This window comes from Shewanella sp. POL2 (genome assembly GCF_000282755.1).
Taxonomy (GTDB): domain Bacteria; phylum Pseudomonadota; class Gammaproteobacteria; order Enterobacterales; family Shewanellaceae; genus Shewanella; species Shewanella xiamenensis.
Window position 1 is genome coordinate 1 of the sequence record NZ_AKZL01000062.1, and the last position, 26,403, is coordinate 26,403.

Annotated in this window: 18 protein-coding genes, 1 rRNA gene and 3 pseudogenes; 12 read left to right on the forward strand and 10 right to left on the reverse strand. The window is 45.6% G+C overall.

Annotation, left to right across the window (positions count from 1 at the left end):
* Positions 1–86 (forward strand): 5S ribosomal RNA (gene rrf, locus SHEWPOL2_RS15510); the annotation flags it as partial.
* A gap of 105 nt (positions 87–191) precedes the next feature.
* Here the strand turns inward: rrf and SHEWPOL2_RS22515 are convergent.
* The 3 genes from SHEWPOL2_RS22515 to SHEWPOL2_RS15530 all read right to left on the reverse strand — a co-directional run bounded on the left by SHEWPOL2_RS22515 (position 192) and on the right by SHEWPOL2_RS15530 (position 4,438).
* Positions 192–1,230, reverse strand: a protein-coding gene (locus SHEWPOL2_RS22515) for an IS630 family transposase (RefSeq protein ID WP_086024061.1) whose coding sequence is annotated in 2 segments (ribosomal slippage) — positions 192–770 and positions 772–1,230 — 1,038 coding nt in all. Because the reading frame shifts where the segments join, the coding sequence is not laid out codon by codon here.
* A gap of 206 nt (positions 1,231–1,436) precedes the next feature.
* On the reverse strand, positions 1,437–2,153 hold the full coding sequence (locus SHEWPOL2_RS15525; protein ID WP_037429642.1) for a DUF2057 domain-containing protein: 717 nt from the start codon (positions 2,151–2,153) through the stop codon (positions 1,437–1,439).
* Between the two features lie 227 nt (positions 2,154–2,380).
* The gene (locus SHEWPOL2_RS15530) at positions 2,381–4,438 is read right to left on the reverse strand and encodes a bifunctional 2',3'-cyclic-nucleotide 2'-phosphodiesterase/3'-nucleotidase (protein WP_037429643.1); all 2,058 of its coding nucleotides are present in this window, start codon (positions 4,436–4,438) and stop codon (positions 2,381–2,383) included.
* A 696-nt stretch (positions 4,439–5,134) separates the two neighbouring features.
* Between SHEWPOL2_RS15530 and SHEWPOL2_RS15535 the strand changes: the two are divergent.
* Positions 5,135–7,286 (forward strand): annotated as a pseudogene (locus SHEWPOL2_RS15535) (M3 family metallopeptidase).
* 225 nt (positions 7,287–7,511) lie between these two features.
* Positions 7,512–8,135 carry a 2OG-Fe(II) oxygenase gene (locus SHEWPOL2_RS15540; protein ID WP_037421285.1) on the forward strand — a complete coding sequence of 208 codons (624 nt, stop codon included), beginning with the start codon at positions 7,512–7,514 and terminating at the stop codon, positions 8,133–8,135.
* A 63-nt stretch (positions 8,136–8,198) separates the two neighbouring features.
* On the opposite strand, the gene SHEWPOL2_RS15545 is transcribed toward SHEWPOL2_RS15540, so the two are convergent.
* Positions 8,199–9,440: a dicarboxylate/amino acid:cation symporter gene (locus SHEWPOL2_RS15545; protein WP_037421282.1), complete on the reverse strand. Its 1,242-nt coding sequence runs from the start codon at positions 9,438–9,440 to the stop codon at positions 8,199–8,201.
* 287 nt (positions 9,441–9,727) lie between these two features.
* Between SHEWPOL2_RS15545 and SHEWPOL2_RS15550 the strand changes: the two genes are divergently transcribed.
* The 5 genes from SHEWPOL2_RS15550 to SHEWPOL2_RS15570 all read left to right on the forward strand — a co-directional run bounded on the left by SHEWPOL2_RS15550 (position 9,728) and on the right by SHEWPOL2_RS15570 (position 16,263).
* Positions 9,728–10,153: a YqaA family protein gene (locus SHEWPOL2_RS15550; protein WP_037421279.1), complete on the forward strand. Its 426-nt coding sequence runs from the start codon at positions 9,728–9,730 to the stop codon at positions 10,151–10,153.
* A 139-nt stretch (positions 10,154–10,292) separates the two neighbouring features.
* Positions 10,293–13,142, forward strand: coding sequence for a pitrilysin family protein (locus tag SHEWPOL2_RS15555; RefSeq protein WP_037429645.1), 2,850 nt, complete (start codon positions 10,293–10,295; stop codon positions 13,140–13,142).
* A gap of 236 nt (positions 13,143–13,378) precedes the next feature.
* Complete coding sequence (gshA, locus tag SHEWPOL2_RS15560) at positions 13,379–15,028, forward strand: glutamate--cysteine ligase (protein ID WP_037429655.1); 1,650 nt, start codon at positions 13,379–13,381, stop codon at positions 15,026–15,028.
* Positions 15,028–15,489, forward strand: coding sequence for a hypothetical protein (locus SHEWPOL2_RS15565; protein ID WP_037421270.1), 462 nt, complete (start codon positions 15,028–15,030; stop codon positions 15,487–15,489). Before gshA ends, SHEWPOL2_RS15565 begins: the two co-directional genes overlap by 1 nt.
* 156 nt (positions 15,490–15,645) lie before the next feature.
* Complete coding sequence (locus SHEWPOL2_RS15570; protein WP_037429647.1) at positions 15,646–16,263, forward strand: lipoprotein; 618 nt, start codon at positions 15,646–15,648, stop codon at positions 16,261–16,263.
* 51 nt (positions 16,264–16,314) lie between these two features.
* On the opposite strand, the gene SHEWPOL2_RS15575 is transcribed toward SHEWPOL2_RS15570, so the two are convergent.
* The 4 genes and pseudogenes from SHEWPOL2_RS15575 to dauA all read right to left on the reverse strand — a co-directional run bounded on the left by SHEWPOL2_RS15575 (position 16,315) and on the right by dauA (position 21,337).
* Positions 16,315–17,577 carry a sensor domain-containing diguanylate cyclase gene (locus SHEWPOL2_RS15575; RefSeq protein WP_037429648.1) on the reverse strand — a complete coding sequence of 421 codons (1,263 nt, stop codon included), beginning with the start codon at positions 17,575–17,577 and terminating at the stop codon, positions 16,315–16,317.
* A 154-nt stretch (positions 17,578–17,731) separates the two neighbouring features.
* Positions 17,732–18,830: pseudogene (purK, locus tag SHEWPOL2_RS15580) on the reverse strand (5-(carboxyamino)imidazole ribonucleotide synthase).
* The gene (purE, locus tag SHEWPOL2_RS15585; protein ID WP_037429649.1) at positions 18,830–19,321 is read right to left on the reverse strand and encodes a 5-(carboxyamino)imidazole ribonucleotide mutase; all 492 of its coding nucleotides are present in this window, start codon (positions 19,319–19,321) and stop codon (positions 18,830–18,832) included. The pseudogene purK and the gene purE overlap by 1 nt, the downstream one beginning before the upstream one ends.
* Before the next feature lie 255 nt (positions 19,322–19,576).
* Positions 19,577–21,337: a C4-dicarboxylic acid transporter DauA gene (gene dauA, locus SHEWPOL2_RS15590; RefSeq protein WP_037429656.1), complete on the reverse strand. Its 1,761-nt coding sequence runs from the start codon at positions 21,335–21,337 to the stop codon at positions 19,577–19,579.
* A gap of 225 nt (positions 21,338–21,562) precedes the next feature.
* On the opposite strand from dauA, the gene SHEWPOL2_RS15595 reads away from it, so the two are divergent.
* From SHEWPOL2_RS15595 to SHEWPOL2_RS15610, 4 genes are all read left to right on the forward strand, one after another.
* The gene (locus SHEWPOL2_RS15595) at positions 21,563–23,458 is read left to right on the forward strand and encodes a VWA domain-containing protein (RefSeq protein WP_037429650.1); all 1,896 of its coding nucleotides are present in this window, start codon (positions 21,563–21,565) and stop codon (positions 23,456–23,458) included.
* 44 nt (positions 23,459–23,502) lie between these two features.
* Positions 23,503–24,105: a sigma-70 family RNA polymerase sigma factor gene (locus SHEWPOL2_RS15600; protein WP_037429652.1), complete on the forward strand. Its 603-nt coding sequence runs from the start codon at positions 23,503–23,505 to the stop codon at positions 24,103–24,105.
* A complete protein-coding gene (locus SHEWPOL2_RS15605) occupies positions 24,098–24,826 on the forward strand; it encodes a hypothetical protein (protein WP_037429653.1) in 729 nt (242 codons plus the stop codon). Before SHEWPOL2_RS15600 ends, SHEWPOL2_RS15605 begins: the two co-directional genes overlap by 8 nt.
* A 213-nt stretch (positions 24,827–25,039) precedes the next feature.
* Positions 25,040–25,576 (forward strand): hemerythrin domain-containing protein, encoded by a 537-nt coding sequence (locus SHEWPOL2_RS15610; protein WP_037421247.1) that lies wholly within the window; start codon positions 25,040–25,042, stop codon positions 25,574–25,576.
* Between the two features lie 86 nt (positions 25,577–25,662).
* Here SHEWPOL2_RS15610 and SHEWPOL2_RS15615 read toward each other — a convergent pair whose 3' ends face one another.
* Entirely contained in the window at positions 25,663–25,848 is a 186-nt protein-coding gene (locus SHEWPOL2_RS15615) for a DUF3545 family protein (RefSeq protein WP_037421244.1), read from the reverse strand.
* 212 nt (positions 25,849–26,060) lie between these two features.
* A pseudogene (locus tag SHEWPOL2_RS15620) lies at positions 26,061–26,403 on the reverse strand (IS4 family transposase); the annotation flags it as partial.

The following is a 26,403-nucleotide window of genomic DNA, read 5'->3' on the forward strand; positions in this document are numbered from 1 at the left end:
GATCCCATCCCGAACTCAGAAGTGAAACGCAATCGCGCCGATGGTAGTGTGGGGTCTCCCCATGTGAGAGTAGGTCATCGCCAAGCGCCTAATTAAACAATGAAGCCAGCTGAATAAGCTGGCTTTTTTGCATTTGGTGTTTTCAGTTTCTGCTTTTTTCACTTTTACATTCTCCCTTATACCATTCCGCATTAAAGTTCAGTCACCTTTGCCCATTCCCGAGAGCACATCTTTACCACGCGTTTTGTACAACTGATAAAGCTGTTCCATGCCTGGCTGCAGGCATCCACTATGTCCTCATATCCTTTAAAACAGCGATTGGCGAGATAATGTTGGCGTAGCCAACTCCATACCTGTTCTATGGGGTTTAGTTCTGGGGAATATGGCGGTAGTTTGAGTATCGACAGGTTGGGGATATCAGCAGCAATGTCATTGGTATGCCAACCCGCACCGTCCATTACCACGACAGCATGGCGGCCAAGTTTGGTGCGTTTTGCAATCAGCTCCAAGTGCTGGTGCATTATTTCCTTGTTAACGAATGGCGTGATGATGGCTTCAGTTTCTCCTGTTGCAGGACAGACTGCGCCGAAGAGATGCACATATTCAAACTGCTGCTGTTTTAACGCTCTTGGTCTACTGCCTTTGGGGGCCCAAAGGCGTGTCGTTGTATTTTGCTGGCCGAATCTGGCTTCGTCCTGAAACCAAATATCAATCTGGTGAGGTTGTATATGAATGGGAGTGTGAAGGATCGTTTCCAGAGGAAACTTTTTTAAAAGCGTCCTGTAAGCTCTGAGTTTGTTTTGGATGCCTGGAGCGGCTGGTTATCCAACAGAATCCCATGCTCTTGAGTAGCTTGTAGATGTGATTGGGATGGTACTCGACATTAAACTCACTCGAGATGTATTGCTGGATGTCTGCCCCAGTGAGTCTGCCGCCCTCATCTGATTGTGCTTTGAATTCAATGTATCTGGCGAGTCTCCTTTTTTGCTCATTTGACAATGACGGCTTCTTCCCTGGGCGTGGTTTATCTTCAAGTCCTGCCAGTCCTTGCTCAAGATAGCTGGAGACCCATAAGTTGACGCTAGATCTGGCCACCTTCAACTGGTTTGCCACCTGAGTGCGGTTATGGCATTGCAAAAATAGCGATACAGCGAGCAATCGCATGCGCTTATGCGGATTTTTTTCTCTTTTGGAGAGGCTAAGCAGACTTTCAGCAGTTTCAGGTTTCATAATCCAATTTTAAGCTGTTGGGTTGCTTGCTATTAGATCAGACTTCAATGCGGAATGGTATTAGATACCATTTCAGATTGGGTTACTCTTAAAATTTAGCCTCATAACATCAGGTCAATAAAAAGAGCAACCTAGGCTGCTCTATTCTGAATTGGGGTTAGCGTGACCATGCTAGTTTGCTGCTGCGCAAAAAGTAACGAATAAGCTTATTGCCCATTAATTTTGGCTTTGAACTTTGCTTTAGTGACGTCATCGGCGAGGTGATACCAATAATCCAGCATATGGCTGATTTCGGCTTGAGTTGGTGAATCAGGCGCTGTGCTTTGTGTTATTGCAGCTGTGGATGCGACTGCTGTGGTGGTAACTATAGTGGACGTCGCAGAAGAGGTGGCAGGCAGAGTTGGTGCACTCGTTGTCGTTGATACTTGAGGCAGGCTTTGCTGAGTGGTAAACGTTATCGAGGCGGGATGTTGTCCCTGATTATACTGAAAGATTTCCTGCTCGAAGTTTCGCCCTATCTGTAACCCGTTTTTCACTAATCTATCTTGGTCGAACGCAATCACTTGATTATGCTTATCTAAAAGCATGAGTAATGGTAACTCATCGAATTGCTTTGCAGCCTTAGCCGAATCTATATTGGGCAGTTTGAGATGTAATTCTTGGTCTGTTTGATTAAAGCGAATGATCAGCACGTCCGATTGATAGCGTACTGAATTTGCCTGTTTACGGTATTGAGCATTGTAGCGAAAAGCGATTTGGTTCAATCCATTACTTAGCGTAACAGGTGAGGTGTTTAATGGCTTTTGTCCATTTACGGTGAGCAGCTCGACATCGCCTGGAAGCTGTAGAATGACTTCGGCACAAACGGGTTGCAGGCTGGCAAGCAATAGGGTTGATGCACACAGTATAGAAGGGGATTTCATAAGCTTTCTCTTCGTTTATATCACGTATTAATGATAAGTGAGATAGCGGATTACACAAAACCTTAGATGGCAAAGGAATAAACTCATTTAGTTTATTTTGTTAAGGTTTAGAGCATGCAGGGATGAAACTAAAAGAAAAGGCTCACGAAGAGCCTTTTCTGATCCAAAGCACGAAGCTAGGTTAAACCTAATTCTCTTTAACTTAATCTAAGTGGAAGTAATGCAAATTACTTTGCTTTATCTTGGCTTAGGTTGATGCGGTACACGGCAAAACCGAGTTCATCTTTACTCAGTTTGGTCATTTCGCGTTGTTTATTCGCTTCGATAAAGGTTGCGGCTTTATCGCTATCTTGAGTTTGGAAGCGAATATCAAGGGTCACATTCGTGTTGATGGTTTTGAAATCCCAGTTGTAGTCAGCACTTGGGTTTACCATGCCTTCGTACTTGCCTGTTGTTTCATTGTACTTAGATTGCGCCGTGATATAGGCCGCTAAGGCTTCACGGTTGGTATCTGGCAGTTCCAGAACCACATGGTCACTGCCTGTACCGGCGAACTTACCACCAAAGGCGCGATAGTTATTTGAGGCCACGATAAATTCTTTGGCTGCAAATTCTTCGCCAGTGAATACTTTACCATTTTCATCGGTATAGCTTAAATCGACGATACGGTTAGCATTGGCGTTGACAACAGCGCAGTCACGGTCGAACTTACTTGGTTGAGTGACATCAATTTTATAAGTTAAGCCATCGAGTACGTCGAAGTTATAGGTTGGATGGCCGTCCCAGTTGATTAACTCCTGTGGCGTTGTTTTATTTGGGTCGATTTGCTTAAACTGGTTAGCGGAACATTCCAGCCAGTCTTTCAGCTTTGCGCCTGTGGCCTTTACCGCCACCATGGTATTAGGGTAGAGATAAAGATCGGCAGCATTTTTAAAGGTCAATGCGCCTTTATCCACTTGCACGTATTGGTCTGCATCGCTGGTTGTGCCATGACGCCCGCCGGCTTTGAATGGCGCAGAGGCCGATAAGACTGGCAGATCTTTTAACGCCTCAGGGAGTTTAGCTTTTACGTTGGCTATTTGTGCATCGGAAACGATTTGCACCGTTGGATCGTCCTGCACTAAGGTCAAGAAGCTATACATATCGGCGGCAGCAACCCCAATTGGCTCATCTACGAAGGCAAGTGTGCCTTGGTGCTCGGCGGCGACTGCATCATGAATGGCAGCGTCTGCTTCCACTAATGGCGTTTTAGTTGCGCCATCATAGATAGGACGAGCCTTAGTCGTTGCACTAAGTACCATCCATTTACCGTCTTTACGCTCTAGTTTAAAGTCTACCACACCTAAGTTGTCACCCCAACGTCCAGGCATTACGGCTGGGACGCCGTTTAATAGACCCTTAGTCACATCTGTATTAGGTAGGTCGGCATATTTGGCATCGGGGAAGATGGAGTGGCTGTGACCAAACATAATGGCATTAATATCTTTTACATTCGTTAACGCGTAGGTAGCGTTTTCCGCCATTGGATCGCCAGGATTCTCTGTTGAACCGATACCAGAGTGGGGGATCGCGATAATCAAATCAGCGCCTTTCGCCTTCATTTCAGGCACATATTTCTTTGCTGTCTCGACGATATCTTCAACCTTAACTTTGCCAGTAAGATTTTGTTTATCCCACAATAAGATTTGTGGCGGCACAAAACCAATATAACCAATCTTAATGGTTTGGTTATTTCCTTCGTTATCGATAATTTGTTTTTCTTTAATGATATATGGGGTGAATAAATGCTCACCTTTTTTCACATTATTCCAACAACCGTTTTCATCAGCACAATATACGTTGGCGTTAATATAAGGAAATTTAGCACCATGAAGTGATTTATTTAAAAAGTCTAAACCATAGTTAAATTCGTGATTCCCGATATTCCCCACTTCATAATCTAGTAGGTTCATCGCTTTATAAGCCGGATGAACATCACCCATTTGCAGGCCGACTTTAGCCATATAGTCGCCCATTGGACTGCCTTGAAGCAGATCACCGTTATCAACGAGCACACTGTTTTTGGGCTCCTGACGAGCCGCATGAATTAAACTTGCGGTACGCGCGAGACCAATTGTTGGGTCTTCTTTACCACTGTAGTAGTTGAAATCCATGATATTCGTGTGCAGATCGGTGGTTTCTAGTACACGTAAATCCGCTTGAACAATTGGCTCATCATCTGAGCCACAGGCGCTTACACCAAGGGCGGCAGTGATCATCACTGCGAGTAGTTTTTTATTTAACATAGTTTTCTCTATTTATATTTATGTGACCCTAATACATGCTCTATTTTTGAGCATGCCCATCACCTGTTAACTTATATTCTGAAACTGTTCTGAAAACGATTAGTTACAGAAGCATTAAGTTAACGAACAGGATTATAAAGACATTTGATGATCTGAATGTGACATTAATTGGATAAAGGCTGTATTAAATTGTGACAATGAATTCGATTGATTAAATTACAACCTATATATGACGTGATTTTTGTTTGTCTGTTGGATAAATACTTGGATTGGTTGTTTGTTAAAAATAATTAATATTTGTTATTTAAATGGTTTGGTTTTAAGCCGATTTTTATATCGTTATCGCGTTAACCTTTAGTATTTTTATAATTGTTCTTAGGTAACTTGTTATTTTTAAATTAAATTATTTTTATATTTATCATGTTGTTTATGATTTTTATTATTCAGATGTAATGTGGGCATGGCAGTGGTGATCGCTTGATGATGTTATTTGAGGTTCGTCACACATAAAGCGATACAATTTAGCCTGGAATACGTTGGTCGAAAGCTTGGCTGAATGGCGGTTAACTTGCTAAGGTTGTGCATCGACGACAGTGCCTTGAAGATGCACTCGTTGGAAGAGAAGCCAAAATCCGTTACTCGCACCTTTCACTTAAAAAATATAAAGACAGGGCAGTGACACTTAAGGGAGTTAATATGCGTAAGTCTGTTATTTTTACCGCTGTTACCGCGGCGTTGTTATTGGGCGCCTGTTCTGAAAATTCTGCTGTAAATTCTGAAGCTACTAATGCTGTCGCAGCCAAAGCTGCTTCAACACCAGCTCAAATAGATGCGACCAATGTGTTATTAAGCAAGAGTCCATTACAAGATCAAGCACCGCAGTTTAATTTGATCAAGAGCTCGGATTATGCCCCCGCCTTTGCGCAGGGGATAAAAGAGCACGAGGCTGAAATCGCCGCCATTATTGGCAATAAGCAGGCGCCGACCTTTGAGAATACCATTTTTAGCTATGGAAACGTCGGGTGGGTTGTTGACTCGAGTGTCACGCACCTTCTTTAACCTCGCGGGTTTGATCTCCGATGATAATTTTCAAAAAACGGAGGCGGATTTAGCGCCTAAGTTATCGGCTCATCGCGATAACATTTATTTAGATCCAAGCTTATTTGCACGTGTTGAAACCGTTTATCAACAACGTGACACGTTAAATGCTGAAGATAAGCGCCTAGTCGAGTTTTATTACGAGCAGTTTGTGCGTGCTGGGGCCAAATTATCCGATGCCGATAAAGCCCAAATGCGTGATTTCAACGCTGAGTTGGCCACCCTTGCGACTGAGTTTTCCCAAAACAGCTTAAAGTCATTTAAAGACGATGTGATTGTCGTGACAGACAAGGCACAGCTAGACGGTTTATCTGACAGTGAAATCGCGACCTTAGCGGCCGCAGCGCAAGCAGCGGGTAAAACGGGTTACTTGATTACCTTAGTGAACACGACGCGTCAGCCTATTTTAGCCAGTTTAAATAATCGTGAACTGCGCCAAAAAGTCTGGGAAACCTCGGCCCACCGCGCCGTTGCTAGCAATGGCCCTTTAATCGTGAAGATGGCGCAGCTGCGCGCCAAGAAAGCCAATTTACTCGGCTTTGATACTTGGGCTGCCTATGCCGTGGCCGACCAAATGGCTAAAACGCCAAGCGCAGTGTATGAAATTTTAGATGACTTGGCGCCTAAGGCGTTGGCTCACGCTAAGGTCGATGCGGCGGATATCCAAGCTGAAATCAAAAAAGCTGGCGGCAATTTTGAATTGCAACCTTGGGATTGGGCTTATTACGCCGAGAAAGTGCGCCAACAAAAGTATGCCCTCGACGAGAGCAGCATCAAACCTTATTTTGAATTCAATTCAGTGCTCAAGGATGGTTTGTTCTTCGCAATGAACAAACTCTACGGCATTAGCATTAAACCTCGCACCGATTTACCAGTATGGCATAGCGATGTGCTCGCCTTTGAGGTTTTCGATAAAGACAACAGCTCAATTGGCCTGTTCTATCTCGACCCATATGCCCGTGAAGGTAAGGGCGGCGGCGCTTGGATGGATGAGTTTGTCACTCAGAGCGGGCTACTCGGTACTAAACCGGTTGTGTATAACGCCCTGAATATCCCGAAACCTGCTGACGGCCCAACCTTGATGACCTTCGATGAAGTGACCACTATGTTCCATGAATTTGGTCATGCGGTGCACGGTTTATTCTCTCAGGTGAAATACCCGAGTGTGGCAGGTACCTCTACGGCGCGCGACTTTGTGGAGTTTCCGTCTCAAGTTAACGAAGATTGGAACATTGACCCAGCAGTCATTGCCAATTACGCCAAGCACTATCAAACTGGTGAACCTATTCCTAAAGCCTTACTCGATAAAATCTTAGCCTCGAATAAATTTGGTCAAGGTTTTGATACCGTTGAGTATTTAGCGGCTGCATTACTGGATATGGAATGGCACTCGATTGGTGCCGACTCCCAAATCAAGGATGTGGAACAGTTTGAGCATCAAGTGTTAGCCAAACACGGCCTCGATTTCGCGCCGATCCCACCGCGTTATAAGTCGAGCTATTTTAGCCATGCCTTCTCGGGTGGCTATTCAGCCGGTTATTACGCTTACCTGTGGACAGAAGTGTTTGCCGCCGATGCCTTCGCCTATATGGGCCAACATGGGGGCTTAAAAGCTGAAAACGGCGATAAGTTCCGTGAAGCGGTATTGTCTAAAGGCAACAGCGAAGATTTGATGCAGAATTACATCCACTTTACTGGTCAAAAACCTACGACCGATGCCTTATTAAAACGTCGTGGTTTAGTCGACTAAACGAGTCATTGTAAAAAGGGCCAAAGGCTTGGTAGGGCAACCTATCAAGCCTTTTTTTACGCTATTGTTTTTCGATAATCTTTACTCTAAAATCCCGCCACATTTGACTGTGGGATAACTTCTTTATCCCGTATCGACGCCCCTCGAAAATCAGGCTCAGTTTCCCCTCCTTTGAGCCCTTGAGTACAGCTAAAGCGTAGCCTCTTTATATTGGATGTAGCATTAATGGTTTCGCAATTAAGTGAAGCAGTGCTGGATGTGATCGCTGACGCCTTGGTAGACAAAGGCTATATCTTTTTACCCGAGTTAGTTCCTAGTCATATAAGCCAAGTATTGCTGGAAAAAGTTCGAACAACAGAAATACATGAGTTGAAAGCGGCCTCCATCGGACGTGGTGCAGAACAACAACTTAACCCCGATATTCGTCGTGATCGGATTCAGTGGTTAGAGGAGCAGCATGAGCCTGATTCACTCTATTTGGATTTGATGATGCAATTAAAGGATGGACTCAATCGTCGCTTATTTATGGGGTTGTTTGACTATGAAAGTCATTATGCTGTGTATCAACCCGGCGCTTTTTATAAGAAGCATGTGGATGCCCTAAAAGGCAGTCAAAACCGCATCTTAACTACGGTGTTTTTCTTAAATCCGGATTGGGCGCCAGCAGACTGCGGCGAGCTGATTATTTACGATGAAGCCGATAATGAGATTGAACGTATAGCGCCAAAAATGGGGCATTTTGTGATTTTCTTAAGCGAGCGTTTTCCCCATGAGGTGACAAAAACCTTGGCGCAACGTAACAGTATTGCCGGTTGGTTTAGGGTGAGCACCAGCATGCATGGCTTTTAAAAGGGCTAAAAAAACCACCTTAGTTAAGGTGGTTTTTTGTATACAGTGATTCAATCCAAGGTATTAGGCTAACGATGCTTGAGTATCTTTGGCATTAAACTGTTCAATATCCAACTCATTTTCTGATTTACCAATCACAACGGCAGTCATCATATCGCCAGTTACGTTCGTCGCGGTGCGGATCATATCGATAATACGGTCGATTGCGGCGATAAAGGCAATACCTTCGAGCGGTAACCCAATCACGCCTAAGGTCACAGTTAACATCACCATTGCGCTGCCTGGCACGCCAGCAGTACCGACAGAGGCAACCGTGGCGGTGACGGCAATCATCACATAATCTAAAGTATCGAGTGGAATGCCATAAATCTGCGCGATAAAAATCGCCGAAATTGCAGGATAGATACCACCACAGCCATCCATGTTCATAGTGGCACCGAGCGGCATAACAAAGGCGCTGTAGCGCTTAGAAACGCCCATGGTTTCAACCGCTCTAGTGCTGGCTGGCAACGTGCCAAAGCTTGAAGAGGTACTAAAAGCCACTAATTGCGCAGGCATGGCCTTGCGGAAAAATTGCATAGGGCTTAAGCCTGCAAATTTCACAAAGCCACCATACACAAAAATCATATGTATCAGGGCTGCAATATAGATTGCGGCGATAAACTTACCTAGAGGTAATAGGGTCGATAAACCATATTCACCCACCACCCAAGCCATCAAACCAAATACACCAATTGGGGTGAGTTTTAACACCATGCGAGTCAGTTGAAACATCACTTCGGCGCCCGCTTCAATTGTGCGTTTAAGCGGCTCAGCCTTCTCGCCAACCTTGTTGATGGCAATCCCGACTAAAGCGGCAAACACAATAATTTGCAGTACTTTACCTTCGGCCAGAGAGGCAAATGGATTGACAGGGATCATATCGAGTAGCACCTGCGCAAACCCTGGTATATTGCGCTCACGCACTTCAGTGGTGGCTAGTTGCATCGTGCCGCCCATATCAATAAGCGAACCAACGGCTAAGCCGATTAACGAGGCGATTGTACCTGTTAGCATAAACATGCCTAAGGTCTTAAGGCTTAAGCGTTTTAGATTGGTTTGAGAGCCTAGCGAGGTAATACTTACCACGATAGCGCAGAAGACCAGTGGCGCAACTAGCATCTTTATCGCGCTAATAAATAGATCGCCAAGCGGTTTAAGCACAGTTGCGCTTTCGCCTAATAACACGCCAACGAGCGCACCTAAGATAAAGCCTGTGAGGACTTTTTGCCAAAAAGGGATGCGGCTAATAGTTTGAAGGATCATGCGTTTTCCAAAAATATATCATTACAAGCCCATGGACCTGAGATGCTAGTATGTGTATCCACTTGAAGTAAATGAACTTATACCAAGCGGCGCGTCAGGTACAGGACAATTTCTGCCATTAAAGGCATTGTATCGGCAGTGACAGGGTTATAACAAACCGATTTTCTTATAACTTATTGTGATAAATGAGTTTGTTGTGAAATAGTTGGTTGTTACATCGTTTTAACGTCAAGGTTGTAACCCAATATTTAATGTAAAAAATTATTAATTTCATAGAGTAAGTTTTTATGTCGGACTTAATTGTCATGTTTTCGGGAGCTTTTTTGGCGGCCACCTTGTTACCGGGTGGATCTGAAGTTTTGCTCGTCGCCCTGTTAAATAAAGTCCCGCAAGCTTGGTTAGTATTAGTTGCTGTAGCCAGTATTGGTAATACCTTAGGGGCGATGACAAGTTTTTATCTTGGACGTTTAGGGCGGTTTGCTAAGTCCCCAGAGGCATTGAGTGAAGGCAAACATGCCAAAGCCTTAACACTTATCGAGCGTTATGGCGTGTGGTCCTTATTACTGTCGTGGGCACCGATTATCGGGGATATATTATGTTTACTTGCGGGTTGGTTAAAGCTACCCATGTTACCCGCGTTGAGCATGATTTTTATCGGTAAAACAGTTCGTTATCTTATGGTAGCTGCAGTGACATTACACTGGCTTGGTTGATTTATTAACGCAGTTGTTCGGTTAAAGGGCGGGATTTAGTAAAGGAAGTCATTGTATTGCTTGGAACTTTGCTGATATTTAAGCGTCTTAAGTGATTGTGGATAAAAGGTTTTGAGCTGAGCTAATTTTTAGCCCATTGATGTATAAGGGGAATACTTTGAAAAAATGGATACTAGCGGTTGCGATTTCCGCTGCACTTGCAGGCTGTGCCTCTGAAACTTCAACCCAAATACCTACAGGTATAAGATTAATTGAAAATGTGCAACTCACAGATTCACAAGTCGGTATTCCCTATAAAAAATATCAGCTTGCTAATGGCCTTACCGTAATTTTGCATCAGGATCGCTCTGATCCTCTAGTGCATGTTGATGTGACTTATCATGTCGGCTCAGCCCGTGAGCTTGCCGGCCGCTCAGGATTCGCCCACTTATTTGAACATATGATGTTCCAAGGCTCAGAGCACGTTGCCGATGAGCAGCATTTTGAGGTGGTGACCGAGGCGGGTGGAATGCTTAACGGTTCCACTAATACTGATAGAACCAACTATTTTGAGACAGTCCCTAGCAATCAGCTCGAAAAAATGCTGTGGCTTGAGTCTGACCGTATGGGCTTTTTATTGCCAGCGCTGACCAGTGAGAAATTTGAAGTGCAGCGTGAGACGGTAAAAAATGAGCGCGCTCAACGGATTGATAATCAACCCTATGGCCGAATGAGCGAGCGTTTTAATCAAGCTATGTTTCCAGTTGGACATCCATATTCCTGGCCTGTTATTGGCCGGCCAGAGGATCTTAACCGCGCCACAGTGGATGATGTGAAGCACTTTTTCCAGCGCTGGTACGGCCCTAATAATGCCACGCTGACGATTGGTGGCGATTTTGATGAGCAGCAAGCTTTAGCTTGGGTTAATAAATACTTTGGCGAAATCCCTCGAGGCCCAGAGGTTCAGTCCGAACCTAAGACCTTAGTTACGCTTGATAAGACCCGCTATATTTCGATGGAAGATAACGTACATTTACCGCTGATCCGTATAGGGTTTCCGACCGTGTATGCCAGTCATCCCGATGAGGCTGCGCTGGATTTATTAGCCAATATTTTAGGTGGGGGGAAAACCTCATTAATCTATAAAAATCTGGTGAAGGATGGTTATGCAGTGCAGGCCAGCGTGAGCCAACCCTGTCAGGAGTTGGCATGCCAGATGTCGATTTACGCCCTAGCTAATCCACAAAAAGGGACGACGCTTGCTGAGCTTGAGCAGCGGATCTTGGCATCTATTAATGAGTTCGAGCAGCGCGGCGTGACCGACGAAGACTTGCAAAAAGTAAAAGTTCAGTTTGAGGCCGATAGCATATTTGGTCTGCAAAGTGTCAAAGGAAAAGTATCGACTTTGGCGCTAAATCAAACCTTGTTTGGTGAGCCGAATAAAATAGCTTCTGACCTTGCTCGTTACGCTAATGTCACTAAAGACGATGTGATGCGCGTATTTAAAAAATACATCAAAGACAAACCTATGGTGGTGATGAGTGTGGTGCCGCAGGGTATGAAGGCCTTAGTTGCCCATCCCGATAACTTCACTGCCCAAACGCTGCCGGTCGCCCAAACGGCGGTTGAAGGTGAATTACCTACCGCTAAATTGGTTTCAAGCTTTGATCGTTCAAAAATGCCCGCAACGGGGGCTGCGCCTGTGCTGAAAGTGCCGCAAATCTGGACCAGTAAGTTAGCCAATGGCATTGAAGTTATGGGCACTCAAAGCGCCGAGACACCAACGGTTGAGTTGGTGATTTATCTTAACGGTGGTCATCGACTCGTCCCCGTCGAAAAGGCGGGACTGGCAAGCTTAACTGCGGAAATGCTCAATGAATCGACCCAAAAGCGTAGCAGTGAACAATTGTCACAGGCGCTTGAGATGTTAGGTAGTACGGTCGATTTTAGTGCATCTGAGTATCAAAGCACGATTAAAGTTTCAGCGCTCACCGAGCATTTGGATGAAACCTTAGCCATCTTAGAAGAAAAGCTGTTTGAGCCTGCCTTCAATGAGGCCGATTTTGCTCGGGTTAAACAGCAACAACTCCAGCAAATTCAGCATATGCAGTCTAATCCGAGTTATCAGGCCAGTGCTGCGCTGTATAGCTTGCTCTATGGTAACAATAACGCCCTTGGGGTGAGTGATGCGGGAACGTTAGATTCAGTAGCCGCGCTGACACTTGCGGATGTGAAGGCATTTTACGCCGAGCAGTATCGTGGTGCTAATGCCAAAATTATTACTGTGGCAAATCTGCCTGAAAGCGCATTGCTACCAAAACTTGCAGGATTAAGTAAATGGCAAGGTGAGGCCAGTGTATTGCCGCCACTAAAATCATTCCCTGCACTTAAAGGGGGCACTATTTATGTGATTGATAAACCCGGCGCTGCCCAGTCGGTGATCAATATTGCGAAACGCGCCTTACCCTATGATGCAACAGGCAATTATTTTAAATCGTATTTAATGAACTACCCTCTAGGGGGGGCTTTTAATAGTCGTATTAACCTTAACCTACGTGAGAATAAGGGCTATACCTATGGCGCGCGTACAAGCTTCTCGGGAGCGGGTGAAGCGGGGGAGTTTATCGCCTCTAGCGATGTGCGTACTGATGTCACTGCTAAAGCCTTAAATGAGTTTATTAAAGAAATCAAAGCTTATCAGCAGCAAGGGATGACTGATGCGGAGCTGACCTTTATGCGAAACTCGGTTTCCCAAGGGCAGGCGTTGGATTATGAGACGCCTTATCAGAAGGCGGGTTTTATGCGGATGATTCAGCGTTATCAATTAAGCCAAGATTTTACTACCGAGCAGGACAAAATTATAAATACTGTAACAAAAGATGAACTCAATGCCCTCGCGGCTTCCGAGCTAGATATCTCACAAATGATCATCTTGGTTGTGGGTGACAAGGCTAAAATTGAAGCGGATTTGGCAACTTTAGGCTATCCAATTGAAACTTTAGTATTGTAAATTAGCTTTTTGGCCTTATATATACCTAACAAACCCAAAGATACGAGTTTCAACCTCTTTAGGTTGTTTGGGTATAAATTGCAGACAAGTTAATCGTGCAGCACAAAGTGGCTGTTGTCTAAAGTGTTAAAGTGTATGGCGGTGACAGCATTAGCTGTCACCGTCTGCGTTTAATCGCAGAAGAATGTAATTTGGCTTGCCCCATGGACAGGTTTAGATTTATTTTGAGGCGTATTTTGAAAGATAAGCCTCAAAATAAAGGTCTGACTGTTAACCTTGTCGCGATAGCGAACCACCAATCAGAGAAGCGCAAATTGAAGCCATTCAATGAATTAGTACAACATTTCTCGGACGCTCAAGGGCGCGCCGCACTCCTTGGCATGCAACGTGGAATTGAGCGTGAGGCGCTACGTATTGATGAATCTGGCTACCTTGCGCTGGATGGTCACCCCATCGAGTTAGGGTCGGCCTTGACTCACTCGCGTATTACAACTGACTACAGTGAAGCACTGCTTGAATTTATTACTCCGGTGAATAATCAGGTTGAGCCGCTATTGCAAGGCTTGACCCAGACCCATGCCTATAGTGTGCGGCATTTGCATGGTCAGCGTCTTTGGCCCGTGAGCATGCCCTGCTATGTAAAAGATGAGGCGAATATCCCCATTGCTCGGTACGGTACGTCGAACACGGGTAAGATGAAAACCTTGTATCGTAAGGGCTTAACTTATCGTTACGGCGCTTTGATGCAGATTATTTCTGGGGTGCATTTTAACTTCTCGGTATCGCGGGAATTGTGGCAACGCCTCTATGAACTGAGCGATAAAGGCTTGAGCTTTGAGGATTTTATCTCCGAGTCTTACTTCGGACTTATCCGCAATTATCGCCGTTTGGTCTGGGTGTTGCCTTATTTGTTTGGTGCCTCTCCAGCGTTGTGTAGCTCATTTATCAAGGGTCAAAAGACCGATTTACGTTTTGAAAAGTCGGGACGTGGCACACTGTATTTACCCTATGCAACGTCTTTGCGGATGAGCGATTTGGGCTACACCAACAAAGAGCAAGAAGATCTCAATATTAGTTATAATTCTCTGCCCGAGTATTTGGCGGGGATTAAAGCGGCAATTAAGATGCCATCGGCCAACTTTGCCAATATTGGCGTCAAGGTGGATGGTGAATATCGTCAACTTAATGCCAATGTGCTGCAAATTGAAAACGAATTTTACTCGCCTATCCGTGCTAAACGCGTCACTAAGACGGGTGAGAAACCCTCTGAAGCACTTGCCCGCGCAGGGGTGGAATATATTGAGGTGCGTGCATTAGATGTGAACCCTTTTAGCCCGATTGGGATAGAGGCTAGCCAAGTGCGTTTCCTTGACTTGTTCTTACTCTATTGTTTATTAACAGATTCTCCTAAATCAGATGCGGCAGAGGAAGCTCGTTTAAGTGCTAACTTAAAATCAGTTGTACTTGAAGGCCGCAAGCTAGGGCTTGAACTGATGACCGATTCGGGTACGCGGCCATTGCAGACGTGGCTCTTGGATCTCTTTGAGCATTTGGACTCATTGGCTAAGTTACTCGATGGTGATAAACACGATTACCAAGTGGCCTTAGCCCATTGGCGTGAAGCTGTAAATGACCCACACAAAACCTTGTCGGGCCAAGTGCTTCAGCAATTGGTAACCAAGGGGCAAGATCATGGGCAGTGGGTGATGTCATTGGCACAGCAATATCATCAATATTTTATGGATTACCCCTTATCTGCTGAGGTTGTCAGCGATTATCAAGCTGAGGCACAAGCATCGCTTAACAAGCAAGCGGACATCGAAGCGGCGCAAAGTGCGGTATCCTTTGATGATTATCTGACTGACTATTTCGGCGCGCCAGCCTAATGAGTCAAGGTGTGAAGATGCGGACATTTATTCTCGCTGCCAGTTTGCTTGGGTCTACTGCGTTACTCTCAGGTTGCGCTTCATCCCCTGAAGATGATTTAAGTTGTGGTACGGTATCGGGCTATTTACAACCCGATGCTAGTACCCATTGGTATCGAGTGGTGGTGACTCATCTAGATGGTAAGCCTGTGGTCTCAAAGCCTAATTATCAATTAGCACCTGGGGAATATGAGTTTACCGTTGCCGAGTTAATTGATGCTCCATCCCTTGGGGTGTCCCTTAGCGCGCGAACGCCAAAAACCTTTACGTTAGTGGTCGAAGGGCACCAGCGTTACCACATAGGGGCATTATTCCACACGGATAAACGCTACATGGGTAAAGATACCAACTATTGGGAGCCTGGTGTGTGGCAACAAGAAAATCATGAATGCCAGTTTGATTTAAGTCCTGAAACAAAATAGTTCGTTTTAACAATGGATTGTCATTTCTGTTAATGAGTATGACCTGGAAATAGGCGCTAAGGTGATCTTAGCGCCAAAAACAGGATTGGTGCTTTGCCTCATTCTATCACTGTGCGATGATGGGCAAGTTTTACTTCTTTGGAGAACAAGCGCTTAATGAAATGGCTTTCGACAACTCTGTTATGTGCATCCATAGTTTTTCTGTCTGGTTGCGCCACTTCTCCGCCAAAATCTCCTGACAACCTTTGCGATATTTTTCAAGAACATCGTTCATGGTACGAGGCCGCTAAGGATACCCGCGATAAATGGGGCGTACCCGTGCATGTGCCTCTGGCAATGATGTATCAAGAAAGCTCGTTTAAACATAATGCGGCGCCGCCTATGCAGTACTTTTTAGGCTTTATTCCCATTGGCCGAGCCAGTGATGCCTATGGTTATGCGCAGGCCAAATCCATGACGTGGGATGACTATGTTCGCGAGACTGGTAATAGTTGGTCTTCGCGCAGTAATTTTGATGATGCCATGGATTTTATGGGCTGGTTTATTTACAAGACCAATAAAATCAATGGAATTTCTAAATGGGATGCGAAGGCGCAGTACCTCAATTACCACGAAGGTTGGGGAGGTTATCGTCGAGGCTCTTATAAGTCTAAGGCTTGGTTAGTCAAGGTTGCAGCTAAGGTGGATGATAGAGCCAAACGTTATGCGGCTCAGTATAAAACCTGCAAGGAGGATTTAGATTCTTCTTGGTTATGGCGACTATTTTTTGATTAACCTTGCGCCCATGTACGAGGAGCTTATTGACTATAAGCTGTTGCCGAATGTTTATTGCGGCAGCTGATTATTAGCCGCTATGGCTTCGAGTGCATTAACGGCATGTTTTTTACCGCGCTTTTGCTCATACATTGCATTATCAGCCTGTTTAAAAGACTTAGCCCAATCATTATCGTAAGGGGCGATGCCCACACTAAAATTGAGATTTAGCGGCGACTCATGATGTAACTTAAGGCGCATGGCATCCAGATCGTTTTCGAGTAATTCAAGCGGGCCATGGCATAGGGCGACAAACTCATCGCCACCAAACCGAGAGATAATGCCTTTGTGTTTCCAGAAACCTAGGATTGTTTTAGCGACTTCTTTTATTGCCACATCGCCGACCTGATGTCCCTGTTGATCATTGATAATTTTGAGATTATCCATATCAATGATCACTAAAAAGCTGCCTAATTGAGCCTTAGGTTGCCAATGTTGCATGGCATCTTCGAAGTTTTTACGGTTATAGAGTCCGGTTAAGTTGTCGAAGTTGGCGAGTTTAGTGATTTGTAATGACTTTTGATACAGGGCAATGGCGTTGCTGGCCTCGTGGGTAAGAATAGAGACCAAATTACGGTCGTAGTCGTTAAAGGCGCCAACACTACTGCTGTCGAGATTCAGCATACCGTAAAGTTTGCCATCAATCCGTATTGGGCTGGAGAGAGTGGAGCGTATCGGTTGCTTGGCTGCTGTAAGCAGCACCTGTTGCTGTTCATCTGTTAGCGTGCTTGCGGCATTGATATTTTTCATATCATCCACAACGACTACACGGTCACATTTACCCTTGGTGAGTCGATACTCGAAGGATTGTTCAAGGGAAAAATTCAATTGTTTTAGCTTGTTAAGATCGAGTCCAACTACTGATTCGAAATGCAGTCTATGGTTATCTTCATTGACTTTGATAATGCTGCCCATTTCTGCACCGTTAATAATACAGACGGCTTTATTCAATAGGGCATCGAGAAATGCATGTTCATTTTTATACTGACTCGACAGGTGGGCAAGTTCGTAAATGGCATCGTTAATGTTCACGACTTGCTCTAGATGTTGCCATAGGCGAGTTAAACGCCCTTGGTGGAGATAGTAGATTAAGCTGTAGGCAATGACATAGATAAGGCACACAAACAGCAGAGGGAGAATAGTCCAGCCTTCTGTCGGAGCATTAAAAACGAACAATAAAACGAAAAGCACTATCGGTACAATCAACAATAAGAGGTGATAGCGATAGTCTAAGCGGTCAATAGTTTTACGTTTAAAATTATCCCTTAATTTCACTCGGCAGTTCCTTTATTCGTGCTCCGGTTAGTCTGATTGAATCGCCACATCACTAACTCATTCACGCTGAGTAAGAATAAGTATATAACGAAGTTGATAAATTCACTGATAAAGGAATAAATATATTCCCTTATCAGTGAGTTGCGCTGCTCGGTTAGGCTTTAGCAAACTCGGCTAAAATCCACGCAAGGGGCGCTTGGTATTGGCTTGGCATCCAAGTTTGCAACGCGCCAATACTATCTGTTAACACGCTAGTATTAGGCACTGAAAAGATTTAAGTGCCCGACTTTACGGCCTGGGCGAACCTCTTTGTTGTACCAATAGAGCTCAGCATTAGGCAAGCTTAACCAGCGAGGATCGTTATCAATACCGATCAGATTGACCATCACGCATTGAAAGTTAACCTGTGGCTGCGGAATCGCAATCCCACACAAAGCTCTTAAATGCAGTTGGAATTGATCCATATGGGTACCCGCTTGGGTCCAATGGCCTGAGTTGTGTACCCGCGGCGCTAACTCGTTAACCAGCAGCTTATCGCCAACTCGGAAACATTCCATCGCCATTACGCCGACATATTCCAGCTCATGCATAATAGCGCTCAGCATGCCTTCCGCTTGCGCTTGCAGGTGATTCAGACGAGTCAGTGGCGAAATTGAGGCCATCAAAATGCCATCTTGGTGCAGGTTGAGTGTTAATGGATAAAACACGCATTGACCTTCACGGGTACGCACGCCGACTAAGGAGACTTCTTCATCGAAGTTGATTGCTTGTTCGGCAATGGCTAAGTTGCGCCAATCTTGGGGGATGTCACCCGCTTCAGCTTGTTTGAGCCAATGTTGGCCCTTACCGTCGTAACCGCCCGTGCGACGTTTCATCAACACGCGTGGGCCAAAGGCTTGATACAAGTTTTCGACGTTGGTCTTATCATCGACAAGTGTCCAAGGTGCCGTTGGGACTTGGAGCTGATCGAGTAAGCTTTTTTGGCAGTAACGGTCGGCCAAACGGCTAAATACTGGGCCGTTAACAAAATGCGGATGGCTACTGAGTTGTAAGCTTAGGGCGGATTCTGGCCACTGCTCGCGTTCGGCGGTGATAATATCCTGAGGCGCTAGCGGCAGGATTTCATCGGTTGGCGTCATGATATCGACGGCGCGAACATCAATAGCCAGTGGCTCGCCTGCGTGGGTCAGCATAGCGCCGAGTTGACCATTCCCTAACACCCAAACCTTTGATTTTGCATTTGCTTGGGTCATTAGGCTTCCCTCGGATCGGGATTATCTAGCACAGCGCGGGTTTGTTCTTCTCTAAAGGTTTCTAAACGTGCGGCAAGATCTGCATCGTTATTGGCGAGAATTTGGCAAGCCAGTAGACCAGCGTTAAAGGCTCCTGCGGTACCGATGGCGAGTGTGCCTACGGCGATACCCTTTGGCATCTGCACGATAGACAGTAAGCTATCCATGCCCGATAGCGCTTTGCTTTGTACTGGTACACCTAATACAGGTAAGCGAGTTTTTGAGGCAATCATACCGGGTAAATGAGCTGCACCGCCCGCGCCACCGATAATAATTTTAAAACCACGGTCAGCGGCTCCGGCTGCAAACTCCATCAGCTTATCTGGCGTTCTATGGGCTGATACAACTTCAACATGGTAAGGCACTTGCAGTTTATCCATGATCTCAGCGGCGGCTTCCATTGTGGGCCAATCACTCTTAGAACCCATAACAACAGCAACAAGGGCTTGCATGATAACTCCTTAACTCACTAATTTTAATTATATTTCGACCTTGTTTCAGGTCTGGGTACAGTCGATGTTCGCGGCTCCTGTAAGAGCTGGGAGCATCATGGCGCAGAATAATACCATGTAAAGCCCGATTTCTGGCGTTTTTTGCGCGTAAAAATAGTGCCTTTAGGATGGATAAAGTGTTCGTTGAATTGGCCTAAATAAACCCTATACCCCAACGCAGATACTGTGCGTTGGGGATAAAATATCAATTTGCAATTAGTGGGTTGCTGCTGGATTAGATTCGACGATATGCTCAAATGATGGCGCTTCGGCTAAGGCTTCCCGCAGGGTAGGATAAAACTTCAGTATCCCTTCAATCGGTTGCACTTTAGCCCTTGCAAGGGTGCGAATGGGCTGAAACTGCAAATCGGCAATAATCAACTTAGTATGGTTATGCTTACATTTTTCAATCAGTTTATTGAGTGCTGCAAGACCGCCTGCATCCAGAATCGATACCCCATCTAAGTAAAGTACAATCACTTGTTTATCTTGAGTGAGGCTGGCGATTTCGGCAAAAATACGATCGGCAGCGGCAAAAAATAGCGGGCCATTAATTTTGAGCACGGCCCAGTCGGCGGGCAGAGGCTGATCGATATAACGCTTGTTGCTACTGATATCATACAGCTTGGTCATCTCCGCGATTTCTTTCATAAATAGTAGCGCGGCTAAAATAATCCCCACGCTGATGGCGATCACCATATCGAATATCACCGTGAGTGAAAAACAGCTTAAAAACACCAATATATCGCTGGTGGGCGCAGTTTTCAGTAAGTGCACTGCTTTTGGGGCTTCACTCATATTCCAAGCTACAACCAGTAATAATGCGGCCATGGCCGACATAGGTAAGTAGGCAAGTACTCCTGCGAGCGCGACTAAACCAACCAAGACCACTATGGCATGGATCATCGATGCGATCGGACTCTGAGCACCCGCCTTAACGTTTGCCGCACTGCGGGCAATCGCCGCGGTTGCTGGGATCCCGCCAAAGAAGGGGGCGATAATATTGCCTATCCCTTGGCCGAGAAGCTCGCTGTTCGCGCTATGGCGCTTGCCTGTCATACCATCAAGCACAACGGCACATAGCAGCGATTCTATGGCACCTAACATGGCAATCGCGAAGGCGGCAGGGAGTAAGGCTTGAAAAGTGGCCAGATTAAATTCAAAGGTTTGACCATTGGCGCCAGTTTGTAACCAAGGCCATTCAAAGTGGGGGAGAACCGCAGGGATACCTGTGCCGACACTGCCGTCGCTTAATTGGTAATGGAAACGTGTTCCTATGGTCTCAATATCAGCGCCCATAGCATTTAACACTAAAGCGAGAATACTGCCCAAAACGATGGCCGGAAGGTGGGCTGGTACTGGGATTTTTAATCTAGGCCAGAGTAGCATAGTGGCTAAGGTAGCAGCAGCCACTAATAAGCTTGGTAGGTGAAGTGCAGGCAATGCCTGACCTAGTGCCATGAGTTTGGCAAAATATTGCTCTGGCATGTGCTCTATATGCAGACCGAAGAAGTCTTTTAGCTGCAAGGTTGCTATCACTACCCCAATCCCTGCGGTAAAGCCTAAGGTGACCGATTCAGGAATGTATAGGATTAATCTACCCAGTCTTAACATCGCCATGGCAACCAGCATCATGCCAGACATGACGGTAGCGATCAGCAGTCCCGCCAACCCAAATTGTTGGGCGATGGGATAGAGTAAGACGACGAAGGCGGCCGTTGGCCCCGAGACGCTATAACGGGAGCCACCTGTCATGGCGATAATAAAACCACCGACAATTGCGGTGTATAAGCCATATTGTGGGGCGACACCGCTGGCTATCGCCAGTGCCATTGCCAGTGGTATCGCAATGATCCCGACGGTCAGACCCGCCATGAGATCTTGTCCAAAACGTTTAAACGAATATTTATCTTTTACGCACGCTTCGCTAAGGGCGTGGGCAATTCTTAATGAAAACAAATGAGCAGAGTGTGACACGAGTGGGTCCATAAACGCGGCTTATTACAAGGCTCTATTCTAGAGTCCAGAAGAATGTTCTTGTGTGATCATGGTTGCAAAAGACGCTTAAATGTCTTTGTTTTTAATAAATAGTATGCTTGGCAAAGTGAGTGTGGCGATTTCTCTTATCAAATAACCCTTTTGTGCTTAGGCTGCGTTTATAGGGATATCAACCATTGGGGTCACAATCACTAGGTCACTATCATGCGATATCCATCTTCAGTCTTTCGCTATAAAACGCATTTAAGCTTTGTTGTTTCGGGATTAACAGTCGCTGTACTGCTCGGTTTGAGTGCTTGCAGTGATAAATCTGCGAAGCAGCAAAACCCTACTGAATTAGCCGTTCAAGCAAAAATTGCCGCGGAGCAACAAGCAGCGCTAAAGCAAAGTGCAGAACTTAAGCAAAGCGCAGAGCTTAAGGAAAGTGCCAAGCGTCAGGCCAATCGGCAATTGGATGCTGCAATCGCCATACAGGAGCAAGTCTCGTTAGCTAGGCTGCAAACAATGAATGCTGAGGGGCGATCGTATATTGCTCAACCTGCGGCCAGTATCAGTGCGGCGCCCGCGTTAAACGGCGATTGGCCAGGGGCTGTGCAACCTGAGCGCAATCGATTCGAGAAGCAAGTGCAAAACGGCATCATGGTCACAGGGGAGATCCCTGTATCGACTTTTGCTATCGATGTCGATACCGGCAGTTACACGACGTTAAGGCGAATGCTAAAGGAAGGGCGATTGCCTCAAAAGGACACGCTGCGGGTTGAAGAAATGCTGAATTATTTTTCCTATGACTATCCACTGCCGGGGAAAAATGAGGCACCCTTCAGTGTTACGACTGAGCTTGCTCCATCACCCTATAACGATGACATGATGTTACTTCGCATTGGTTTGAAGGGGTATGAGCAGAGTAAAGCTGAACTGGGCGCCAGTAACTTAGTGTTTCTGCTGGATGTGTCAGGGTCGATGGCATCGCCCGATAAGTTACCTTTGTTGCAAACTGCCTTGAAAATGCTGACCCAGCAACTGGATGCTCAGGATAAGGTATCGATTGTCGTCTACGCCGGCGCTGCTGGAGTGGTGTTAGATGGCGCGGCGGGTAACGACAGTCAAACTCTTCATTATGCGTTAGAGCAGCTTAGTGCGGGTGGTTCAACCAATGGGGCGCAAGGTATTCAGCTTGCTTATCAGTTAGCGCAGAAACACTTTGTTAAAGGCGGCATTAATCGAGTGATACTTGCGACCGACGGTGACTTTAATGTCGGCACGACCAATCTCGATGAGCTAATCGATTTGGTTAGCGCACAGAAACAACAAGGGATTGGGTTAACTACGCTCGGTTTTGGCATGGGTGATTACAATGACCATTTGATGGAGCAATTAGCCGATAAAGGCAATGGACAATATGCCTATATCGATTCCCTCAATGAGGCGAGAAAAGTGCTGGTGGAACAATTAAGTGCAACCTTGCTCACCATAGCAAAAGAGGTGAAAGTGCAGGTCGAGTTTAATCCTGCTCTTGTGGCCGAATACCGTCTTATCGGTTATGAGAACCGCGCCTTAGCGCGTGAAGATTTTAATAACGACAAGGTGGATGCGGGCGAAATAGGCGCTGGGCATACCGTCACGGCACTTTACGAGCTGCGTTATGTTGATGCGGGTAATTTGGCTAATGATCAACTTCGCTATGGGTATAATCCCAAAACGGGCAATGAAAAATATAGCCGCGATGAAATCGCCTATCTGAAATTACGTTATCAGCTACCGGATGCCACTCAAAGCCAGTTACTTACCTATCCAATCCGTGCCGATCAAAAAGTGAAATCCTTAGCGCAGGCGAGTGATGATTTTCGCTTTGCCGCTGCGGTGGCAGGATTAGGACAGTTACTGAATCAAAGCCACTATTTGCATCAATTTGATTATAATAAGCTTAGTGCGCTCACTCGTTCTGCGCTGGGGGAAGATACCAGCGGCTACCGACATGAATTTATGCAGCTTGTGGATACCGCTGCAATGCTTGCACAAACACAGCGAGTGCCAATCAAAAAATCCTTTGATGTCGGAGATAAACCTTTCCCGCCCGAGGATAAACCGCATCAGCAATGAGCCAAATTATTATGTTTCAGTTAGTTAACCATTAGGGAGCTGCCATGGCCCTGGCGATACCGCAAATGCATGCCCATGAGCATACCGATGAACAGTTAATGCAACGCTATGCCAAAGGCGATGGCAAAGCGTTTGAGCAGCTTTATCTCAAACACAAAGGCGCCTTGTACCGTTACTTTGTGCGCCAACTCGGTGACAAACAGTTAGCCGAAGATTTATATCAAGAAACCTGGGGGAGGGTGATCCGTGCCGCCGCCAATTATGAGCCGAGTGCTAAGTTTACTACTTGGCTCTATCGGATTGCCCATAATCTGTTGATTGACCACGTCAGAGCTGTCAAACCCGTCGACTTAGTTAGCCATGATAATGAGGAAGGGCTAGATACCTTTGTGGGGGCGGAGCAGGAACAACCCGATGTACATTGGCAGGAAACGCAAAAGAGCCTGTTACTGAAAACCTGTATTGCCCTGTTACCCCAAGTGCAGAAAGAGGCCTTTATTCTCAATATCGAAATGGGCTTTACCGCAGCGGTGATCAGCGATATCGCAGGGGTGACACTCGAAGCGACCAAGAGCCGCATTCGCTACGCGTATCAAAGCTTAAAAGATTGTGTCAATGCTAAATGGCAGGAGGTTGGTCATGAGTAATTCCACTCTGTCATCGGAAGAAGAGGCACTACGTCAGGAAGTCTCGGCTTGGTATCACAAGCAAGCACTGGAAATGCCACCCGAGAGGCTCGACCAAGATATTTTGCGCCTATCACAAGCTCATTTGGCTGAAATGAATGTGAGTCAGCTAAAGCCTGCTGCTACGTCTGTGTGGCGCCGTTTCCCATGGGCGTTATCGAGCGCAGCTTCTTTAGTGCTGGTTGTGGGTTTAATCGTACTGAATAGAGGCTATTTTGAAGAGGAGTTAGCCGCTCCAGCTGCGTTGACTATGAGTGCGCCCATGCCCGCTCAAGCACCGTTAGATAACGCTGCTCAGCAAGCCGAAATGGCGCGTCAAGCGAGAATGGAAGATGCCGCAACACAAAGTAGGCAAAGGGAAGCGATGAGGGCCGAAGCTAAGATGTCAGCCCCGGAAAATCAGCAAGCAGAGTCTCATGCATTATCGCAAATGGCGCGTGCATTGCCTCAAAGTGATGTAGCCGCAGCTGCGCTGCGTGATAAAGATGTGTTGATGGCGTCGTTAACACGTTTGCAGGCGTTAATAGACTCGAAGCAAATACAGGAAGCCTTAGCTCTTGAGCAAAGTTTAGTGAAGCAGTATCCCGAGTTGTCTAAAACCAATGCTGAATCTACCGATGACACAAAGGCAATTGAGAAATTTAAAGCTTTACAGCATCAGCTTCATTCTGTGAGCAAATAAAGCGTAAATCAGTGGGCTGGTCTGATTAAGGCCACTCACTGATATTAATATCTTATTCTTAACGTTGTCGTATTAATCTAGGACACTTTTTACAGGTCGTAATGTTAATTACTTGATCATGGTCATAAAGTGCACAGTAACTCGCCTGTTATATTGGATATTGATAAACGACTTGACTAGTATCAATAGTCAGTCCTAAGTTCAGGAGGCGATATGCTCAAAAGACTCATGCATGATCATAAACATATAGCAGTGCTATTGAATGTCTTGAAAAATAAACAGATGAAATTAGTTGAAGGCGAGGCGATTAATTTTATTGTTGTGAGAGACATCGTTGAGTATATGCAAGGATATGCTGAGCGTAGCCATCACCCCGTTGAAGATATTATTTATGCTTATTATTTGGCACATAAGGCGAATGATGAGATCGACAAGCTAAGTGCCGAGCACCAAGTTGTGACTGCGGCTTCATCGGCATTAATGAATACTTTAAACCTGATATTAAGTGACATTGTTGTCGCAAGGGATAAACTGATTGCCGATTTTGCCGAATATGTTGACTTACAAGAAAAACATATGCAAATGGAAGAGCGGGAGATTTTCCCCTTACTTGCGAAGTCTTTAACCGAGCAAGATTGGAAGGAGATTGAACAACAATGCCAAGCATCGTTAATTGATGATCCGCTATTCCTTGACCGAGAGCAGCAAGCCTTTGATGACTTACGTTCCTATTTAAAAGCGTCCGATTAGGGGTTGTAAGTCATCTGAAGGGTAAAAACAGAAAAAGCGCCATAAGCGCTTTTTCTCTATATCCTGTCAATAAAAAAAACAGCAGGTTACAACTGGATGGTGTCTATATCGTAATCAAAGTTGTTATCAATCTCTTGCAGTTCCTTGAGTAAACGATGTTTGTCCTTTAACGCCTCGATTTCGCGCCACTTACGCTTTTTATTAGCACCACGCGAGCGGTCGGGTCTTTCTACAACTTCATCTAGCGCACAACCATAATCTAAACGATCCATGGTAACCTCCTGTTGTTGTATGTTTTGTCAGCGATTAAATAACATATTTTCAAAACAGGGTGCAAGAATTATGTTTCATTTGTGTTAACTTGAAATGAAATTTGGATGATATGTCATTGATCTTAACTATCACTTTAGTGGTGGTTGCTTCTTGAAATGTTTATTTTATTAATGAGATACAATAAAAAAGCCAGCAATTGCCTGTCTCTTGATCACAAGTCTTCGTGATTGAGAGACATGGCCAATTCGTAACCCTCAAGGATGGTTTGTAACCTAAACCATCCTTCCCACAATACCTCTACAGAAGCTCGACCTGTCCGCTTGGTATCTTTCCAACCCCCTAATCTGGCCAGACGCTCGTACGCCCACTGCATATCGGGTGCCTGTTGAGGTAACGGACGTCCCTCCATTTTCAGCCAAAGTAATTTCCACGCTTTCTGACCCAATAGCGTTTCACAACATTGTGCTGCCACTTCCGCTTTGGATACCTTCATAAAGCGAAGCTGGAGTAAGCGTGTGGCGATAAAAGCCAGTATCACACTCATACGCTCCAGG

Bases quoted from the DNA above. Each gene is read 5' to 3' on its own strand.
- SHEWPOL2_RS15615 (WP_037421244.1), bottom strand. From the start codon at position 25,848: ATGGATCGTTTAGATTATGGTTGTGCGCTAGATGAAGTTGTAGAAAGA.
- SHEWPOL2_RS15525 (WP_037429642.1), bottom strand. From the start codon at position 2,153: ATGAAATCCCCTTCTATACTGTGTGCATCAACCCTATTGCTTGCCAGC.
- purE (WP_037429649.1), bottom strand. From the start codon at position 19,321: ATGCAAGCCCTTGTTGCTGTTGTTATGGGTTCTAAGAGTGATTGGCCC.
- SHEWPOL2_RS15610 (WP_037421247.1), top strand. From the start codon at position 25,040: ATGCTCAAAAGACTCATGCATGATCATAAACATATAGCAGTGCTATTG.
- SHEWPOL2_RS15545 (WP_037421282.1), bottom strand. From the start codon at position 9,440: ATGATCCTTCAAACTATTAGCCGCATCCCTTTTTGGCAAAAAGTCCTC.
- SHEWPOL2_RS15550 (WP_037421279.1), top strand. From the start codon at position 9,728: ATGTCGGACTTAATTGTCATGTTTTCGGGAGCTTTTTTGGCGGCCACC.
- SHEWPOL2_RS15605 (WP_037429653.1), top strand. From the start codon at position 24,098: ATGAGTAATTCCACTCTGTCATCGGAAGAAGAGGCACTACGTCAGGAA.
- SHEWPOL2_RS15595 (WP_037429650.1), top strand. From the start codon at position 21,563: ATGCGATATCCATCTTCAGTCTTTCGCTATAAAACGCATTTAAGCTTT.
- SHEWPOL2_RS15540 (WP_037421285.1), top strand. From the start codon at position 7,512: ATGGTTTCGCAATTAAGTGAAGCAGTGCTGGATGTGATCGCTGACGCC.
- SHEWPOL2_RS15570 (WP_037429647.1), top strand. From the start codon at position 15,646: ATGAAATGGCTTTCGACAACTCTGTTATGTGCATCCATAGTTTTTCTG.
- SHEWPOL2_RS15530 (WP_037429643.1), bottom strand. From the start codon at position 4,438: ATGTTAAATAAAAAACTACTCGCAGTGATGATCACTGCCGCCCTTGGT.
- SHEWPOL2_RS15565 (WP_037421270.1), top strand. From the start codon at position 15,028: ATGAGTCAAGGTGTGAAGATGCGGACATTTATTCTCGCTGCCAGTTTG.
- SHEWPOL2_RS15555 (WP_037429645.1), top strand. From the start codon at position 10,293: ATGTATAAGGGGAATACTTTGAAAAAATGGATACTAGCGGTTGCGATT.
- SHEWPOL2_RS15600 (WP_037429652.1), top strand. From the start codon at position 23,503: ATGGCCCTGGCGATACCGCAAATGCATGCCCATGAGCATACCGATGAA.